Origin of the sequence: Tundrisphaera lichenicola, from assembly GCF_051175385.1 — a bacterium.
Classification (GTDB): Bacteria; Planctomycetota; Planctomycetia; order Isosphaerales; family Isosphaeraceae; genus Tundrisphaera; species Tundrisphaera lichenicola.
The window spans coordinates 6,398,248-6,416,353 of the sequence record NZ_CP195106.1 but is presented as its reverse complement, the minus strand read 5'-3'; the positions used below and the strand labels follow the sequence as shown (position 1 = coordinate 6,416,353).

The 18,106-nt window shown below is 66.4% G+C and carries 12 protein-coding genes; 4 read left to right on the top strand and 8 right to left on the bottom strand.

Features of this window, described 5'->3' with window-relative positions; genetic code table 11:
• Positions 1 to 4 precede the first annotated feature (4 nt).
• Both P12x_RS25340 and P12x_RS25335 read left to right on the top strand, forming a co-directional pair.
• Positions 5 to 547: a hypothetical protein gene (locus P12x_RS25340; protein ID WP_435007804.1), complete on the top strand. Its 543-nt coding sequence runs from the start codon at positions 5 to 7 to the stop codon at positions 545 to 547.
• Between the two features lie 211 nt (positions 548 to 758).
• Complete coding sequence (locus tag P12x_RS25335) at positions 759 to 1,742, top strand: calcium/sodium antiporter (RefSeq protein ID WP_435007803.1); 984 nt, start codon at positions 759 to 761, stop codon at positions 1,740 to 1,742.
• A gap of 198 nt (positions 1,743 to 1,940) precedes the next feature.
• Here the strand turns inward: P12x_RS25335 and P12x_RS25330 are convergent, their stop codons facing one another.
• The 4 genes from P12x_RS25330 to P12x_RS25315 form a co-directional block, all read right to left on the bottom strand.
• A complete protein-coding gene (locus P12x_RS25330) occupies positions 1,941 to 2,711 on the bottom strand; it encodes a sugar transferase (protein WP_435007802.1) in 771 nt (256 codons plus the stop codon).
• 450 nt (positions 2,712 to 3,161) lie between these two features.
• Complete coding sequence (locus P12x_RS25325; RefSeq protein WP_435007801.1) at positions 3,162 to 4,457, bottom strand: Gfo/Idh/MocA family protein; 1,296 nt, start codon at positions 4,455 to 4,457, stop codon at positions 3,162 to 3,164.
• 294 nt (positions 4,458 to 4,751) lie between these two features.
• Entirely contained in the window at positions 4,752 to 8,309 is a 3,558-nt protein-coding gene (locus P12x_RS25320) for a DUF7133 domain-containing protein (protein WP_435007800.1), read from the bottom strand.
• 134 nt (positions 8,310 to 8,443) lie between these two features.
• Entirely contained in the window at positions 8,444 to 8,677 is a 234-nt protein-coding gene (locus P12x_RS25315; protein WP_435007799.1) for a hypothetical protein, read from the bottom strand.
• Between the two features lie 558 nt (positions 8,678 to 9,235).
• Here P12x_RS25315 and P12x_RS25310 point away from each other — a divergent pair.
• Positions 9,236 to 9,547, top strand: a complete 312-nt coding sequence (locus tag P12x_RS25310) for a hypothetical protein (RefSeq protein ID WP_435007798.1) — start codon at positions 9,236 to 9,238, stop codon at positions 9,545 to 9,547.
• 27 nt (positions 9,548 to 9,574) lie between these two features.
• Here the strand turns inward: P12x_RS25310 and P12x_RS25305 are convergent, their stop codons facing one another.
• From P12x_RS25305 to P12x_RS25295, 3 genes are all read right to left on the bottom strand, one after another.
• Positions 9,575 to 10,540, bottom strand: coding sequence for a hypothetical protein (locus P12x_RS25305; RefSeq protein ID WP_435007797.1), 966 nt, complete (start codon positions 10,538 to 10,540; stop codon positions 9,575 to 9,577).
• Positions 10,537 to 11,253 (bottom strand): helix-turn-helix transcriptional regulator, encoded by a 717-nt coding sequence (locus P12x_RS25300; RefSeq protein WP_435007796.1) that lies wholly within the window; start codon positions 11,251 to 11,253, stop codon positions 10,537 to 10,539. Before P12x_RS25300 ends, P12x_RS25305 begins: the two co-directional genes overlap by 4 nt.
• A 206-nt stretch (positions 11,254 to 11,459) precedes the next feature.
• Complete coding sequence (locus P12x_RS25295; protein ID WP_435007795.1) at positions 11,460 to 13,142, bottom strand: hypothetical protein; 1,683 nt, start codon at positions 13,140 to 13,142, stop codon at positions 11,460 to 11,462.
• A 167-nt stretch (positions 13,143 to 13,309) separates the two neighbouring features.
• On the opposite strand from P12x_RS25295, the gene P12x_RS25290 reads away from it, so the two are divergent.
• Positions 13,310 to 15,217, top strand: a complete 1,908-nt coding sequence (locus tag P12x_RS25290; RefSeq protein ID WP_435007794.1) for an RNA polymerase sigma factor — start codon at positions 13,310 to 13,312, stop codon at positions 15,215 to 15,217.
• A 71-nt stretch (positions 15,218 to 15,288) separates the two neighbouring features.
• Here P12x_RS25290 and P12x_RS25285 read toward each other — a convergent pair whose 3' ends face one another.
• A complete protein-coding gene (locus P12x_RS25285) occupies positions 15,289 to 17,907 on the bottom strand; it encodes a c-type cytochrome (RefSeq protein WP_435007793.1) in 2,619 nt (872 codons plus the stop codon).
• Positions 17,908 to 18,106 lie beyond the last annotated feature (199 nt).

The window sequence follows — 18,106 nt, the reverse complement described above, 5'->3', positions numbered from 1 at the left end:
AATCATGCGCCTGCCTCGCATTCGATTCACGATCGGTCGGCTGATGGTATTCGTCGTCCTTGCGGGATTGGCGTCGTGGAGTGCTTATCTCCTGATGGCCATGAGCGAGCAGTCCATCCCGGAGCAGAAGGCCCTGGCGGAGCACAGTCGGGCCAGACTGACCCGAGAGGTGGCGGAGTACGCCTTGAGGGAATACACGGAGGGCGTCTTCAAGCAGGACCTGGCGGCGATCGATGGAGAGATCGCGATGTCCAAATCAGACCTGGAACGGATGACCGACCGAACCAAGTGGTCGGACGATATGATTCGGAAAGGACGAGTGTTGAAAGCCTCGAATCCCACCGATCATCTCATGATGCTGAACAAAGCTCGCTTCGAGCTGGAACAGTCCCGGACCAAGCGTGAAGTCCTCCTCAAGTACACCAGGGATAAGACGATCAAAGAGCTGCAAGCCGAGATCCAGAAGGCTCGGTCGGACGAACGAGCCAGGCTCGCGGCCTATCAGTCGGAACGATCGAATCGGTGGCGGCGAATCCTCGGTTTTTGAAGACCATGCGGGGTCATCCCGGCCCTACCCCGCATGCAATCCGGAGCGGGAGGTCGGAGTCGATCCTCCGAGCGATTTCCCTCCCGCGCTTGACCGAGCCCTCTCGACTTGAGAGCGTGGTGGGCGAAGGTGAACCAGACGATCTCGACTGGTTCGAGCGGCCGCGTTGGGCACGATGGCCCGGGTGGCGATGGAGCCTGGAGAATTCGCGATGCTCATGTCGACCGGCCTGATCCTGCTGGGCCTGCTCCTGTTGGTGCTGGGCGGTGAGCTTCTCCTTCGAGGGGCCGTCGGGCTGGCGACGTTAGCCAAGGTGACGCCCGCTGTGATCGGCCTGACCGTCGTCGCGGCGGGGACCTCGGTGCCGGAGCTGGCCGTCAGCGTGATCGCGGCGCTTCGGGGGAGTTCCGATATCGCGGTCGGCAACATCGTCGGATCGAATCTCTTCAACATCGCCTTCATCATCGGGCTGGCGGGCATGATCCGCCCGCTGGCGATCACCGGCAACACGATCAAACTGGAGTACCCGGTCGTCGCGCTGGTGACCTTGCTCTATGTGGTGGTCGCCACCGATGGTCGGATCAGCCGGCTCGACGGGGGCCTGTTCCTGGCGATTTACGTAGGGTTCACGGCTTATCTCGTGACGCTGGTCCGCAGCCAGATGAATGCGAGCGAGGTCGAGGAGTTCCAGGGCGAGGTCAAGGAGATGACCACGCCCAACCCGACGACACCGCGAGCCTGGTTGAGCATCGGCCTGACGGCTGTTGGGACCTTGCTGCTGGTCCTGGGGGCGAATGCCACGGTCTCGGGGGCCTCCGATGTCGGTCGAGCCCTGGGGCTCTCCGAGCGGATCATCGGCCTGACCATCGTGGCTGCGGGAACCGGACTGCCCGAGGTGGTGACCTCGCTGGTTTCCAGCTACCGGGGACGCGACGACGTGGCCATCGGCAACGTGCTGGGCTCGAACCTTTTCAACATCCTGGGGACCCTGGGGATCAATGCGCTCATCGCCCCGATAGGGATCCCTCGGGCAACCATCGCCAGCGATAACTGGTGGCTCTTGGCCGTCACCCTGCTGCTCTTCCCGATCATCTTCACCGGACGGCGAGTCGCCCGAGGAGAGGGTGCCTTGCTCCTGGTGACCTATCTCATCTACCTGGGAGCGACTCTCGCCAGGACCGAGGCCGCGGGCTGAGTGTCGAGAATCGGCGGAGTCGGAAACTCAGGACCTGGGACCCGGACTCGATCGCCCGGCCGAGCCTCGCCGAGGGAGGATCGGTCTCCTCGCCCGATCCATTTGCTGCTTTCCGTGAAGCCCGCCTGGTTCTTCCTGCGGACGGAAGTGGCCGATCCGTCGGACCGCGACCGGAATCGCCGGGGACGCGATGCGGGATCAGCAGGCGCCTTTGCCTTCGAGGACCACTCCGACCGTCTTGATGATGATGGCGATGTCGGTCGAGAGCGTCCAGCTCGCGACATATTCCCGGTCGAGATCGATCATCCGCGAGTAATCCAGCTCGCTCCGGCCGCCGATCTGCCAGGGGCCGGTCAGCCCCGGCACGACCGAGAGCCGCTGTTCGTAACCGTCCGGATCCAGCTCGGCTAACCGTTCGCAGTCCCGGATCTGGAGGGGGCGCGGGCCAACCAGGCTCATCTCGCCCATCAGGACATTCCAGAGCTGGGGTAGTTCGTCCAGGCTGTTCTTCCGGAGGAATCGGCCCAGGGGCGTCACCCTCGGGTCGTCCTTGATCTTGAAGAGGACTCCCCCGCCGCTCTCGTTTCGGGCTTCCAGGTCGCGGAGCCGCTTCTCGGCGTCGGGGACCATCGTCCGGAACTTGCAGCACAGGAACACCCGGCCTCGGAGCCCCAACCTTGGCTGGCGGAACAGGATCGGACCTCGCGACTCCAGCCTGATCAGCAGTGCCACGATCGCCATTACCGGAGCTAGAACGAGCAGGCCCCCCAGGGCTCCCACAATATCCATCACACGCTTCGTTGCCGAATCGACCGAGCGGGGTAGCTCAATCGTCAGGCCGTCCGGGGTTACCGTGGCCGACGAGTCGGCGAGCGGATCGGGCACAACCATCCCAGGAGTGGGGTAGGGTACGGTTTGGCTCGAATAGAAACCCTTCAGCAATCGGAGCGAGGAGGAGTGTGTGCTCATCGTTGATCGAATCGCTCGGGTCGATATTGTTAGTCTTGGGAGCAAATCGTTAGCTCAAGGCGATTGGCCGGTGCCCACATTAACGCATCGTTGTCCCAAGCGTGACCAGTTATCCTCCGATGTTGACCGGAAGCAACGCCGCTTGTAAAAATAAATCCTAATTTGTTGTGCTGAGGAACAACCCGTTCCGCCCTGCCTTCCCGAACTTCGCCGTCGACCACGCTGCGTGACCTCGGCTTACGGGCGCAATCCGGGCCAGGAGAGCGGATCTCGGTTTCCGATTCCGGTCGGACGAACGGGAAAAGCCCGAGGGGCGATGCTTCGGGCAAGGTCGATCGGCCGACCCGAGGGGCAGGATACCCTCGGGTCGGCCGATGGATGGATCGGGTGGGTTGAGCGCCAAGCACCCGAGATCATCCCTCGATCGGGAGATCTCGGGCCGGTGCGGGTTCAGGCAAACTTGGTGACGCCGGGGACGGGGACGGGCCGTTCGGGGGCGTCTCCCCAGGCGAATGTCGTGGGGACGAGGGCTTCGGTCGAGCCCATCGCCTGGTCCCAGGTGATGGTCTCGCCGGTATAGGCGGCCATCCGGCCCATCAGGCCGAGCAAGGTGCTGCCGGCGGCCTGCTCGGCATTATTGATCGGCTTCCCGTCCCGAAGCGCGGCGAACATCTCGTTATGTTCGGACTGGTACATGTCCAGTGGGGCGGCGCCGTCGGTCTGGCGGAACCGCCACTTGTTGGGGCCGCTGATCTTCTTGCCGAAGACGTCGGCCTGCCCCTTGGCGCCGAGGACGAAGTCGGCAACTCGCGAGGGGGTCCCGGTCCAGTGCCGGCACTGGTGGTAGCCTCGGACGTCGTCGGGATACTCGTAGACCAGGGAGAAGTGGTCGTAGATATTGCCGTACTTGGGCTCGGTCCGGACCTGGCGGCCGCCCACGCCGAAGCATTTCAGCGGGGCGATGTCCTTCATGGCCCAGGCCATCGTGTCGAGGCCGTGGATGGCCTGCTCGACGATGTGATCGCCGCTGATCCATGAGTAGTAATACCAGTTACGCATCTGGTATTCCATCTCCGACTTGCACTGCTCGCGGGTCCGTCGGGGATCCCAGACGCCGGGCGAGTTGTAGGTCGTCTCGATGGCGGTGATCGGGCCGATGTCGCCGTTGTGGACGCGGGCCATCAGCTCGCGTCGAGGGGCGTAGTAGCGCCAGCAGAACCCGTTGACGGCCGAGAGATTCTTGTCCTTCGACTTCTTGGCGGCCTCCATGAACATCCGGAGGCCCGGGCCGTCGACGGCCATCGGTTTCTCGACGAAGGCGTGCTTGCCCTTCTCGACGGCATACGAGAAATGGATCGGCCGGAAGCCCGGCGGGGTGCAGAGGAGGACGACGTCGACCTCGTCGATCAGCTGCTTGTAGGCGTCGAACCCCACGAAACGGCGATCGGCCGGGACGTCCACCCGATCGCCGACGGCGGAGCCCTTGAGCGTGGAGTGGCTCGACTCGATCTGGTCGCCGAAGGCGTCGGCCATCGCGACCAAGGCGTTGCCCTTGTCGGCGGTCAGGGCCTGCTCGGCGGCCCCGGTCCCCCGGCCTCCGCAGCCGACGAGACCGATCTTGAGCGAGTCTCCCGCGCCGGCGTAAGCATTCTCGGCGATATCAACCTGAGAGGCGGCGGTCGCCGCGGCGGCGGTCGTGGCGGCTTTGAACAGGAAGATCCGTCGGGTCGATCGCGAGTCTTGCATTCTCTATGCTCTCCGACCAGGGGTTCGGGCCGGTCCGTCCGGTTGTCCCATCGCGACAGTTTGCCAGGTTCCGAATCGGAACACAAAGCTCTTGTCCGGGCCGATGACACCGGGACTTTCCGACGGCTCTTCCTTCCAGGGCCGCCGATCGCGACGGAAATCACGGGCCTGACAGGGATTTATCGCAAACCGGAACTGGGGTCAATGGGGCTCGCGAACGAGTCCCGACCTCAAACATTTTTTGATCATCGGCGTCGGGAGCCAGGCGTCTTGAATCGCGAACTCGCGAATCGCTCAGGTCCCTTTCAAGGATTCGAGATACGCCAGGATCGAGGCGAGATCCTCGGGGGTCAGCGGATCCAGGAGCCCCTGGGGCATCACGGAGACCTCGGACTTGCCTCGCTCCTCGATCTCGGCCTTGGGGATGATCGTGACGGCTCCGGCGGAGTTCCTCATCTCGAGCTCCTCGCCCGATTCTCGGACGACGAAGCCTTCGTAGATCAGGCCGGAGTTGAGGGCGATCTTCTGGGTCTCGAACCCCTGGGCGATCTTGGCGCTCGGTTTCAGGATCGACTCGGTCAACTCGGCCCGGTTGTATCGGGTGGTGATGTCGCCCAGGTACGGCCCCTTGATCGGCTGGCCCTTGGTGACCGAGTGGCAGTTGACGCATCCTTGCTTCTCGAACAATTGGGCCCCGGCCGAGGCATCCCCCTTCTCCTTCAGGACGACGGCGAGGATCTGCTCGATCGGGGTCGCGGCGATCGGCTTGCCCATCGGCCTCGGCTCCCCGGGAGACTTCGGGCCGATGTCGAGCTTTCGTGCGGCGAACTGGGCGGCCTTGCGGGTCTCCATCCGGTTCCCGCCCAGGAACGGCTCGATCCTGGGGGCGAAACGTTCGGCCTTGGTGAGACCGATGGCCCTGAGCAACCTGGCGGCGGCCTCGGGCCGCTCCCACCCGCGATCGATCGCCTTCCTGGCTTCGAGCCGGGCGGCCTCGGGCGCCTTGGCGTTGTCGTCGAGCTGGAGGAGGAGCCCATAGCCCAGGACCCCCTTGCCCGGGTCGGATCCCTGGGCCAGGCGGATCGCGATGGCCGGGTCGCGCAGCTGTCGACCGTCCCTGGCGTATTCGAGCCAGGCGGCCTCGAGTTCGGGGGCCGGTTCCTCCTGGAGCCCGATCGGGGCCAGGGCCCGCAGGGCCGACTCGCGGGCCTCTTGCTGCTTGGCGTGACGGAGGAGGCTCCGGATCGCCCTGGCCCGGACCGAGGGCTCGGCATCGCCGGTCGCGACCTTCTCCAGGAACTTGATGGCGTCGAAGGTCAGATCCTTCCGGGCGGACATCAGGTCGATCGTGCTCGACCGAAGCGCGGGATCCTGGCCGGCGAGCTTCAAGGCCAGGGCGGTGGTCTCCTCGAAGTCGACCTTGTTCTTGAGCAGTTCGGCCAGGAGCCAGCGGGCCGTCGCCTCATCGGATTGCTTCAACGCCGATCGGAGGGCCTTGCCGATCGCCTCGCTCCCTTCCCAGGTCACGGGGTTATAGTACGGTCCGCTGGTGTCGGGCCGGGTTCCCCACCACTTCCCTTCGTAGGGGGCCTCGCGGAAGTAGAGCCGGCAGAGCGCCTTCAGGGCGGGCTTCCGGGCCTCCGACCCCTTGGAGTCCTCGATCAGTCGAATCAGGCCGGAGACCACATCCGGGTCGTGCATCGCCTGCAACGCCATCGAGGCTCCCGGGGCGAGCTTGGGGTCACTCAGGGCCTTCAGGCAGGCCTCGCCCGCGTTCAGGGCCACCAGCGCCTTGATCGAGGCGTGGGCCACGATCGGGTCGGGGTCGGCCGTCCGGGGCAGGATCGATTCGGCCGATTCCGGCTGGCCGAGGCGACCCAGGGCGATCACGGCCTGGAGCCGGGCCCGAGGATCGGGATCGTCGAGGTAGGCTGAAATTGCCCTCGCGTCGGCCTTCGGGTCGGCCGATCTCATGTCTGCCAGGGCCTTGATGGCGAACGCGCGAAGGTCGGGCGTGGACTTCGCCAGTTCGAGGAAGGGCGCCGATCCCGAGCCGTTCTTCAGGCCGAGCGTGAAGACCGCCGCCACCCGCCCGGGCAGTGGTTTCGATGCATCGCCGGCGAGCAGGAGCATGGACCGCGTGAAAGACATAAGCGAGGTGTCGCGGCGGAGCAACTCGCGTTGGGCGGCCAGCCGGAGCACGGCCGACGGGGCGACGAGACCCTGGAACAATTCCTGGCCCGTGAGGGCCTTGAGGTCGGGGAAGGCAGGCGTGTTGTTGTCCTTGTACTTGAGCCGGACGACATAACCGACGTTGGCCTTCGAGTAATTGAAACCGCCATCCTTCCAGCTCGAAATGAAGATCCGGCCCCGCCCGTCCACGTCCATGTCGGTCGGGCGGGACATGGGGACGAACATCTCCTGACCGGCCTTGAAGCCGGCCCCGGAGCGTTCGAGCGGGTGGCGGAAGATCCCGCCTCGGCCCCATTCGCAGGTGTAGAGGGTATCGCCGAACTCCTTCGGGAGCCCCGGCTCCTGAAGGTAGAGCGAGCCGCAGGGGGAGCCCCCTCCGTAGTCGGCCAGGGGTGGGAGATGCTCCTCGGGGAACCGTTTGAAGAGGGACGGATAGCCGTAGTGGGCGGTCGGGACGACGTGGCTCAGGCGGACGTCCCAGCCATCGCCATCGTTGGTGTTGTCTCGGGTGAACAGGTCCATGTAGGGGTCGATGGCGACATCATAGATGTTCCGCTGGCCTCGGGAGACGATCTCCAGCCCGCTCCCGTCGGTCCGGACCCGGGCCACCCCGCCGCCCAGGAGTTGGAGGCTGGTGCCGTCCTTCCCCTCGGCCTTGATGAAGCCGTAGTCGCCGACGGCGATGTAGAGGTAACCGTCGATCCCCAGGCGGATCCCGTTGGTGGTGTGGTCGGCCCCCCGGAAATTGAGGTCGAAGCCGATCCCCTTGATCAAGGCCTCGGATCGGTCCGAGGTCCCGTCGCCGTCGTCGTCGTGATAGGCCGTGAGTTCGGGGGGGTGGAGGACGTAGAGCGTCCCGGCGTCCCAGACCACGCCTCGGGGGCTGTCCATGGTGGCGAAGTCGTTGAACTGGTCGGCCTTGCCGTCGTCGTCGGTGTCGACGCATCGGACGACCCGGCCCCGGCCGGACTTGGCGTCGAGCGAGCCGTTCTCATCGACCCCGACGAAGACCTCGCCGTTGGGGGCGGCCGCCAGGCAGGTGGGATACCGGACGTCGGGCGGGGCGGCGAAGACGGTCACCTCGAATCCGTCGGGGGCCTTGACGTCGCGGAGGATCGAGGAGCCATCGTCCTTCCTGGCGCGGGTCAGGGCCTCGGGGGGCGCGGGTCGGGTCCCGAAGACCTGGAACGAGAAGACGCTGGCCCAGTCGGCCGGATCGAGCCGGGTGGCCGTGAGCCGGACGTATCGGATGTTCCGGGCCTGGAGCGCCTGAGTCCGGACTTGCGCCCGTTCGGTGGACCGGCTCTGGTCCGAGAGGAGCTTCCAGGCCTTGCCGTCGGCCGACCCTTCGACCTTGTAGCGATAGGGGGCGTCGTCGTGCTCCCAGACGATCCGGTAACCGGTCAGGGTCTCGGGCTTCTCGAGGTCGACCTGGAGCCACTGCGGCGCCGAGCCATCGGAGGCGCACCATCGGGTCTCGGGGTCGCCGTCGACTGCGGCCCCGGGGAACTTGTCGTCATCCTGGAAGGTCGAGGCGGTGGCCGGCTTGCCGTAGGCGAGATCCTCGCGCTCCTGGAGGGCCGCGGCTCCGAATCCGGGGACCAGCAGGACCGCCCCGAGCATCGTCGCCGCGATTCGTCCGCCGATTGGTCGTCTCATCTCGCGAAGGCCCTTTCGATGCGCATGCCGCGCGGGTCGCGTCGGCCGGTCGTACTTCCGCCGGAATCCTGATCCTGGGGGGTCTTTCATCATCGCCCATCGACGGATCGGTCGGCAAGCAGAGTTCGCAGGGTTCACCCGGACGGGCCTTCCGGCTCCAGTTCCGCCCCCACGCCGGCCTCGATCTGCCTCATGACCTTGAGGAAGTCGCGATCCACCGGGTTCCGGATCAGGGTCGAGAGATATTCCGCCAGGCTGGTTCCCCGGGCCTTCGCCACCATCTGTGCCTTCCCGACGACGATCGCATCGAGTTTGACCACCGCATCGTGGCGCGAGATCGCCCGCGGCCTCCCCCGTTTCTTGGCCATCCGCATCAACTCCGGGTCGGCGAAAAATCCCCTCGAGTGAAAGACCTCCAATAAATTACCGGGGAGGTCACGCGCGATCATCATGTGAGCTGCCGAGATAGCTCAAAATGACGAAGTCGGTTAAATTAAGAAAATTTTTCAGGACAAACTTGTTTTAGGTAACTTTAAGCTGTATCTTGGGTGGATGTGTCGAGGGGGCCGGAAATCATCGTGATTTCGGGAATCCCTCGGCACCGATCCCGGGGCATGAGGACCGCCGGGAGTCTCGCCGACGAGACATCCGTTACCTCCGAGGAGGGCGTTTGAGCGACTGCTGGACGGTATCGAGTGACTCCATGAAGCGTATACCAGTCCGCAGCCCGCGACGGTGGGAGCTGACGGGAGATGCCATCGATCGTCGGAGGTGAGGGGCCTCGTGTGATCCGAGGAGGTGTCCGGATCGTGCCCCGGCCAGCCGATTCGTTCGCGATCGATCTCGATGACGAGCCGGTCGAATCTCGATGTCGAGGATCGACCAGAAATTCCGCCCGAACGTTTGGCGACAGGATGAGATCACCCATGAGACCTCAGCGTGATTCGCGGATGACGTTGCCCACGCCCGACTTCGTTCGAATCTTCAAGGGGCCCGACGACGAGCTCGATCGTGCGATCGGCCGGATCGGTTCGCTCGTGAATTCCTGGCTGAATTTGCAGGCAGAGCCCGGCCCTGACCCCATCGCCTCGATCCGGGCCGAACGGAGGCTCCACTCGGCGATCAAGTCGAGCCCGTTCTTCGGCAAAATTCTCAGCTTTGCGGGATTGAACATCTGGGTGAATGAGCGTACCTCCGAGGGCCTGGTCGAATCCCAGGAGTCGATCAACCTTTCCTGACGGACGGCCGAAGGTCGCCCCGATCGATCACGGCGGGCCGATCGCCCGGAGGGCCGACTGGGTCGCCGACCGGACTCGGGGGTCGGTCTCCTGACGGAGCAGTTGCTCGAGGGTGGGGACCGCGAACTGGGCCCCTGCCCCCATCCGTTCGAGCTGTTGGACCGATTCCAGCCGGGTCTCGGCCTGCGGATTCCCCAGGTTGCCGATGATCGAGAGGGCCTGCGCCGCCATCGGGTCCTGCGGGATCGTATTAAGGTTGATCCCCTGCATCCCCGATCCCGGTCGGCTGAGGACCAGCCGCAGGAGGCTGCCGACCTCCTGGAGTGCCATTCGGATCTCGGCGACCTGCCGGGCCCCGGCCTTGTCGGAAGCCACGAGTTCCCGGCGGAGGCCGGCCACGTCCCGGCGGATCTCGGCGATGGCGGGATCGGTCTCGGCGGGGGGGGCCTCCGGCGGGACGACCGGGGCGACCTCGGGAGCCGGGCGGTCCAGCCCTTCGATCCGCCGGTCGAGCCGATCGAGCCCGACCTCGACCCGGGCGAGGGCCTGCTCGATCGGGTGGGGGCGGGGATTCGAGGGCGTTGGAGCGGCGGCAACCTTGGTCGGTTCCTTGACCACCAGGGCCAGGGCCGTCTCGAGCCGTCGGGCCTCGGCCCGCGCCTCGGCCTCTCGACGTTCCAGGGCCGACTCCAGTCGATCGAGTCGGGCCTGGCCGAACCAGAGGGCCGATCCCGAGGCGAGCAGGATCGAGGCCGCCAGGGCCGAGTTCGCCGCCAACCTCCAGGGGCGCGCCGACCTGGCGACCGGCCGGGCCGGGAGTTGGGGCTCGGACGTTTGGGTCGGGACGAGCGCCCTGGACCTCGATCGCACCTCTTCCAGGAATCGGCTCGCCTCGCTCGACGGGTCGGCCATCGCGGCGCGGATCGCGGGGGCGGCCTCGCCCTCGCGGCCCGAGAGGTATTCGACCATTGATTCCAGTCGGATCGTTCTCATCGGATCGCCCAGTCGTTGGGGAGGAGTTTGAGGCAGACGATCCAGGCCGCGGCCCAGTCCTCGACGAGCTTCCGGAGCCCATCGGAACCCCCGATCCGACCGGGAAGCCGCCCGAGATCCTGGCCCGCGCGTTCGAGGATCCGAGCGGTCTCCTGCTTGATCAGGGACCGATCCCTGGCCCGGATGGCCTGCTCCCAGTAGGGCTCGGAGAAGAGATGATAGAGGCACCAGAACTGCTCGCGATCCAGGTCCGGCGGGACCGGCCCATCGGGATCGAGCCGCCCCCTGATGAAGGTCAAGGCCCCCTGGTAAGCCTCCAGGGCCAGCTCGCGTCGGGCCGGCCAGGGAAGCTCGGACAACTCGGCTCGGAATTCGATCAGGACCAGGACGAGGTGGCCCAGCGAGAGCGTCCCGCCGGCGGTCCATCGGGCGACCGCCGATCGGTCGACCCCGACCCGGTCGGCCAGCTCCTGCTGGGTCCAGCCCCGGTCGACCAGGCGCCGTTCGATCCAGTCGCCAATCGCCCGCGAACAGACCTTCGCGGGTCCCTCGCGAAACCGCTTGGCCACGTTGCTGGCGAATCCGTCATCCCGGTCCAGGGCGAACCCGCCCAGGAACTCGGCGACGAGCTGCTCGTAAGCAACATCGACGCTCGGCCGACCCGGCTCGGACGCAGGGAAGGGTCGCACGCTAATCCCGACACCGTTCCTCATGCTGGGCTGGCCCTCCCGATCTATGAGGATTGTACCCGATCCCATCCTGAGAGCGGGATCGGAATGTGAGTGGCGCTCAACAATCCATGCAATCACGGCAGTATCATGGCCCTGTCCCCCCGAGACTGGGGACGATCGCCAGGATGTCGGCCGCCCCGCCCCGGTGGAGGGATGGATCTCTTCCACCGGGGTTTTCCATCGAGCGGTCACGAACCGGGCAGGCAGAAGCAGGACGAGGAGAGCGCGGTGTCAGCATCCTTCCAGGTCGATTGCCAGCGGGCCCGGACCTCCTTCGCCTCCCCGGCCTTGTCCTGGATTTCGAGCGCCCTTGCCAGCCCGAACAGTGACCATCCGTTCTCGGGGAGGATTTCGAGATCCTCGCGATAAACGGCCTCGGCCTCGGCGATCCGACCCGACTGGATCAGGGCCGCTCCCAGGGCGTGGCGGACCGGCTGGATCCAGTCGGGGGGCTCGGAATAGCGGAGGAGATCCTGGCGACGGACCCCTTCTCGGAGCGCGTCGATCCCTTCGGCCTGCCGACCCTGGCGGAAGAGGATCTCGCCCTTCATCAGGTGATCGGCGACGGCCAGGAGATCGGACGCCTTGTTGTTGCCGAAGGTCGCCGAGTCGGCGACCCGGGCCCGGGCCTCCTGGAACTGGGCCTGCTCGGCCTTCGCCTCCTCGGACCGCCCGAGGGCGGCCAGCGCGACGGCCCGGGCGTAGTGGCGGAGGGTCCGGGCCAGCGGGAAGACCTCGGCGTAGTCCGGGGCCCTGAGGATCTCGTCCCAGAGCCCGAATCGCATCCGGACCTCCAGCGGCATGACCAGGAAGCCGTCGGCGATCGCGGCGTTCTTCGCGGCCCATTCCTGCGGGATCTTGGTCATCATCTCGTCGATCGCGTCGAGGGCGACCTGCCGTTCTCCTCGCATCATCGCGGCATATGCGAGCATGTGATAGTTGTGGGCGATGTAGAGCCCGTAATAGCCAGGGTCGGGCCGGATGGCCAGGAACCGACGATCGACGGCAATGGCCTTCCGGTTGGCGTCGCGGGCGGCCTCCCAGTGGCCGACCCGGACGTCGATGTGGGATGGCATGTGGACGTTGTGAGAGAGTCCCGGTTGGAGGTCGCGGAGCCGATCGGCGGCGGCCTCGGCCCGTTCGGGGTGTCGGGAGGCTTCGACCGCGTGGATGTAGAGGTGATTGGCCAGGGGATGATTCGGGGCGAGCTTCAGGATTTCCTCGATCAGTGCGACGATGGCCTCGGTCCCCGGTTGAGGCTGCCCGTCTTGCGTGTAGAGGTCCCAGGGTCGGAGGTTCATGGACGACTCGGCGGCCAATGCCCCGACGTCGGCGTCGTCCTGGTGGGCTCCTCGGAGGTCGTGCATCGCGTCGGAATAGGCCCGGTCCAGCGCCGATCGGTCTGCCGGAGGATCGAGCACGGTCCGACGGGCCAGGGCTTCGATCAGGCCACGGTCCACCTCGCTCGCGTTGGCGGACTCGGCGCGGGCCCTGGCCAGCGCCTGGGTGGCCATCCTGGCCTGCTCGGCGGTCACGACCGGTCGATTGATGTGCGGCCCTTGCGAGACGGCCAGGCCCCACCAGGCCATGGCACACGAGGGGTCGAGATCGGCGGCCTGGCGGAAGGATCGCGCGGCCTCGTCGTGGTTGAAGGCGAACAGGAGGTTCAGGCCTTGATTGAAATAGCGTTGTGCGTCCTGGGACGAGGTGTTGACCTTCCGGGTGTGGGATCCGGTCCCCTCATAGAGCGGTTCCCGCGATTTCTCGCGAGCCTCGACCCGGCCGGTGAGTCCCGACCCCTGATCAATCCCGAACACCCAGGCCGATCCGACGAGGGTCATGGCGACCAGGCTTGCCAGTCCACGTCGCATGATGATTCCTCCGAGGAGTTGGGGGAAAGGTGTGGCTCCCGTCCCTGATGTTCGCTCGGGACTCGATGGATTTACCACGATTTTCTCGAAATAAATCGATTGGACGGCGAGTCCGGCGTAGTACAGAGGTGCAAGGGACGTCCGAGGGGCGACGAGGGGGCGATCCGATGGCGAGCGTACCGGGGAATCCGATCCCGTTCGGCAGGTCCCTCCACTTCTCGGGTGAGGGTACGGTCTCGGGGATGGGCGAGGGGGAACTGCTCCGGAGGTTCACGAGCCGTCGCGATCCGTTGGCGATGGAAGCCCTGGTCAACCGTCACGGGCCGATGGTCCTGGGGGTCTGCCGGAGGGTCCTGGGAAGTTCGGACTCCTCCGAGGATGCTTTCCAGGCCACCTTCCTGATCCTGGCGAAGCGGGCGGGGACGATCCGCGACCCGGACCGGCTCGGGCCCTGGTTGTACGGGGTGGCCCATCGGGTGGCCATCCGATCGCGAGCCAACACCGCCCGGAGGAATGCCCGGGAGCGAACCGGCACGAAAGCGGAGGCTGCGACCTCGACCGAGCCGGATCTGGAACGATCCGAGCTCCGGGCCACCCTCGACGAGGAAATCCGCCGGCTCCCCGCCAAGTTCCGCGAGCCGGTGATCCTCTGCTACTTCGACGGCTTGACCCACGACGAGGCGGCCGACCGGCTCCGATGTCCGGTCGGGACCGTGCGGAGCCGACTGGCGACGGGCCGGGAAAAGCTCCGGGCCCGGCTGGCCCGTCGAGGCTTGGCGGTCTCCTCGATTGTCCTCGCGGCGACCATCGAGGCGGAAGCGGCCCCGGTGTTCGTGCCGCCGCTGTTGGCCGTGCTGACCTGGCGAGTGGCAAGCGCGGTGGGTACGGGAGCCTCGGCGGCCGGGATGGTCTCGGTCGGCGTAGCGTCCCTGGCGGAAGGAGCGATGACGACCATGATCCTCTCCAAGCTCAAGATCGCAGGAGGCCTGGCCCTGGCCGGTGCCTTGACCCTGGGCGTTGCCCCGGTGGCGGCCCAGAGGCTCGGCGGGTTCCGGGCGACCCCGGCGCCGGACAAGACCCTCGATGACCTGATCGCCAAGCTCCGGGAACAAGCGGAGAAGTCCGAGAAGCAGGTGAAGACCCTGAAGAAGGAGCTTCAGGAGACTCGCAAGAAGCTGGAGGCCACCGAGGCCCGCGACAATGAGCTGAATGCCGAGGGCGGCGCGGCCGATTCGGGAGAGGACACCGCTCAAGCCGGGACCGGGGGGCCTCCGGGAAGGGGTCGAGGCATGGGTGGCTCCGGAATGATGGGAGGAAGGGGCGGCATGGGCCCCGGCGCCATGGGCATGCCGGGAATGGGCGGGATGCGAGGTATGGGAGGCGGCATGGGCGGGATGGGAGGCGGGATGGGAGGCGGCATGGGCGGCGGAGGCATGATGATGGGTGCCCCGGGAATGGGCGGCATGCCGGGGATGATGTCCGGTGGAATGGGCATGGGCGGTAGCGGCATGGCGGGGATGATGCCCGGTGGATTGGCCATGGGTGGTATAGGCGGTGTGCCACCGAAGGAGTCCATCGCCTCCATCCAGACCGAGGATTGTGTCGTCGTCCACAAGCCCAGGTCAGATCGAGTGGCCGCCTACAGCACCGAGACCGGCGAGTGGGCCTCGTATGAAGTGCCCAAGGGGATCGAGGTAACCCCGGTCGTCAATGGCGGGCTGGCGGCCTTGTACGCCAAAGGTGAGTCGATCGGGCAGATTGCCGCGTTCGTTCCCAAGACCGGGCAGTGGTATCCAATCGACCTGAAGGAGCCCGCCCCGGGTCAGGCCACGCCGGTCGTCAACAACAACCTGGCGGCCTATGCCATCGGCCGGCATGTCTACGCCTTCAGCGCCCTGACCCAGTCGTGGGGCACCCTGGAACTGCCCGAAGGAGCGAATCCGGCCCCCGCGGTCATGAACAGCCGGGTGACCGTCGAGTCCGACGACCACTTCTACATCTTCAGCGTGAAGACCGGCCAGTGGTCCGACTTCAACGCAACGACGGGGAAGGCGACCGGCACGAAGTCCGAATGAGCGGTAAATCGGTATCGAGGCCGGGCGGCGTCGAGGGTGGACCTTCGACGCCGCCCGTTCGTTTTCGGGGCTTACTCGAACAGCTTGGCGGACCGGTCTCCTCGGGAGAGCAGATAGGCCACGAGGTCGGCGATCTCGTCCTTGTTCAGGGTCGAGAGCAGCCCTTCGGGCATCATCGAGATCGGCGAGGGGCGGGATTCCTCGATCTTCTTGACGTCGACGGTCACCTGGGCACTCGGGTTGAGCATGTCGGTGTTCAGGATGAGCGTGTCGCCGTTCAGGTTCATGATCCGGCCGGTGATGACCTGGCCATCGGTGGTGGCGATGGTCACGGCCTCGTACTGGTCGCTGATCACCTTGCTGGGCACGACGACCGATTCGAGGAGGTCGCGGGTGCTGAACCGACCGGCGACGGCGGTCAGGTCGGGACCGACGGCCCCGCCCTCATTGTCGAAGCGATGGCAGGCGAAGCACTGGGTGGCGGCGAAGAGGCTCCGGCCCTTGTTGAAGTCTCGCTTTTCCTTCAAGCCCTCTTCGACGATCGGCACCAGCTCGTCCAGGGTCCACGCCTTGACGAAGGGCCGCGAGGGGGCGTTGGCGGCGACGGCGGTCGGCGACTTGGGCCGGGCGTCCAGGATCGGCTGGACTTCCGCCTTCTCGGAATCGCTCAGCGAGGCGAGGGCTCCGTCGCGGATCTGCTTGAGGAACCCTTCCATGCTCGGCCCGCCCTTGAGGTTGGGCGAGTTCGCGATCCAGGTGAAGTACGCCTTGCGAAGCTCGGGGGTCCAGCCGTTCTTGAGGACCCGGAGCGCCCGGGCGAATTCCATCTGCTCTTCCTGGGTCGGGGCGGCTTGCAGGAGGGCCACGATCTTGGCCGCCGCGCTCGGGGCCTTCAGGTAGACCATCAGGTTGGCCAGCTCGATATTCAGCTCGCGCCCCTTGGCCGGGAAGGACTCGTCGAGGTGCGAGGCGATCGCGGCGGACGTCTCGTCATCGGGCGGGCCGAAGCGGTTGAAGAGGACCTCGACCAGGCGGATCGTGTCGAGCTGCCGGGCGTAGGGAAGATCCTCCCAGCCCAGCTTGGCCAGGGCGTTGAGGATCTGGCCGCGAAGCTCGGGGTCGGGCGCGGGGGCTCCCGGCTCCCGGTGGGCCGGGTCGGCGGCCGAGACGTGGACCAGGGCCAGCAGGGATTCGAGCGCGGCCAGGGGGGTCTCTTCCTCCAGGGACTTGTCGCGCCAGGTGGCCGGGTCCTGGAATTCCAGGGCCACCCGCGCGGCGTAGCGGATCGAGCGATCGGGGTTCGAGAGATAGGGCCAGACGGTCTCGACGGCCTTGGGGTCCTTGTGGCCGTGGAAGGCTTCCAGCATCCGACGGGTCTTGCGGGCCTCGGCACCGGCCAGGGTCTCGGTGGATGGGGCGGTCGACTCATCCCCGGTGTAGGTCACCCGGTAGAGTCCCGAGCTGGTCCTCCGGCCGCCGACGGCGAAGTACATCGCGCCGTCTTTCGGGTCGACCACCAGGTCGGTCAGCGGGAGCGGGGTGCCGGTCACGAACTCCTCGACCTCGCCGGTGTAGGCCGAGCCTTCGGGCTTGAGGTGGATCGCGTAAAGCTTCCCGTAGCTCCAGTCGCTGATGTAGAAGGCATCCTGGTACTTGGCCGGGAACTTCGCCCCGTAGCCGAAGCTCACGCCGGTCGGCGAGCCCGGACCGATGTTCACGACCGGCGGGAGGCTATCGTAGTAGTAGGTCGGCCACTTCCCCGCGCCGTTCCGGTAGCCGAAGTCCGCGCCGCTGGCGACCATGCAGACCCGGGTCGGGCGATACCAGGGGGTGCTCATGTCCCACTCCATGTCGGAGTCGAAGGTGAACAGGTCCCCTTCCCGGCTGAAGCCGAAGTCGTAGGCGTTCCGGTAGCCCATCGAGACCAGATCGGCCGTCTTGCCCTCGGGGTCGAGCTTCAGGACGAATCCGCCGGGGGCCTTCTCATCGGTCATGAACCCTCGGCCGTCGACCATCCTCGGCAGGAGGTTGTCCTCTCCCCAGGTCTTCGGGACCAGCGAGCCCTCGACCTCGGGGAGCTTGGTCGCGTTGCCGGCCACGACGTAGATCGACTTGCCGTCGGGCCCGAGCGCCACCGCGTGCGGGCCGTGCTCGCCGTTGCCTTCGAGCTTCCGGAGCAGCTCGACCTTGTCGAGGACGTCGTCGCCGTCGGTATCCTTGACCCGGTACAGGCCCGACTTCGCCTTGTCGGTCGAGTTGACCACGACGTACAGGCTATCGAACGCCCAGAGCAGACCCTGGGCCTCGCCGATCTCCACCGGGATCGGCTCGACCTTGACCTCCGCGACGGGCTCGCCGATGGGCGGGGGAGTCACCCGATAGAGCTTCCCGTACTGGTCCGAGGCGATCAGCCGCCCCTTCGGGTCGACCGCCAGGTTGACCCACGAGCCCTGCGACTCGCGAGGCACGGTGTAGATCAGCTCGACCTTGAACCCCTTGAGGGCCTTGATCCGATCGGCGGGCTGGGAGACGGCGGGGGACTCGACCCGCTTGCGGGCGGCGCCCGGCTTTTTCTTCGCTGGGGTCTGTCCGTGGGTGGTCGGGCTCATCGCGGCCAGGCCGATCGCGGCCAGGCCGACGACGGCGAGTGTCGCGGCGAGGCTCGCCGAGAGTTTGCGAATCCGGGGCATCAGGTCTTACCTCGAAGGACCAGGAGAGTCGGTCGTCGACCGGTGGGCGGTGGGAACTAACTTCGATGATAGCCGCCCGGTCGTGCCGAATCGACCGGATACACCCCGAGAATTGGGCTGATCCGACGTCTGGGTGTATCCAGGTTTCTGAAGTAGCCCGACCCGACCCCCCTCTCCCTAACCCTCCCCCACCAGGGGG